The sequence below is a fragment of the Halomonas sp. SIMBA_159 genome, assembly GCF_046536035.1.
GTDB lineage: Bacteria > Pseudomonadota > Gammaproteobacteria > Pseudomonadales > Halomonadaceae > Vreelandella > Vreelandella venusta_A.
This window is the reverse complement of sequence record NZ_JAWJBT010000157.1, coordinates 1-380: the sequence shown is the minus strand read 5'-3', so window position 1 is coordinate 380 and position 380 is coordinate 1. Positions and strand designations below refer to the sequence as shown.

General features: G+C 45.0%; 2 protein-coding genes. Both read right to left on the bottom strand.

Going from position 1 to position 380, the window contains the following annotated elements; all coding sequences use genetic code 11:
* A partial coding sequence (locus R0J87_RS18805; protein WP_498888105.1) for a hypothetical protein occupies positions 1-243 on the bottom strand: 243 nt, incomplete at its 3' end.
* On the bottom strand, positions 240-326 hold the full coding sequence (locus R0J87_RS18800; RefSeq protein ID WP_498888107.1) for a dUTP diphosphatase: 87 nt from the start codon (positions 324-326) through the stop codon (positions 240-242). The genes R0J87_RS18805 and R0J87_RS18800, both read right to left, overlap by 4 nt.
* Positions 327-380: the final 54 nt, after the last annotated feature.

Below are 380 nucleotides of genomic sequence, written 5' to 3'. Positions count from 1 at the left end.
CTTTGCTCCTTTCAACTTCTTCAGCCTTTCCCCCATTGCTGACAACTTTTTATCCCGTTTTCGGATTTCGGATTTTAGATAAGCAATCTCGGTATTCTCTGAAGAGTTCCCCGGCTGAACAGAAATGTTCATCTTGTTCAGCAGTCGCGTAAGTTTCTTAACACTAATAGTTTGTTGAGACGAAAGAGCCCGTGACAGTTCTTCTTGTGCAGCTGTGTAGGTCTTACCTTTTATCCAAGTCAATATCCGGACCCCTGGCGTTCCCAATTGATTTGATTCTTTTGCTCGTATGCTTCCACGATCTGTTCTTCCGAGAAGCCAAGCACATTGCCGAGCTCCAAGAAGGATTCCAGCAGCAGAGCGTAATAGACAGTCAATGC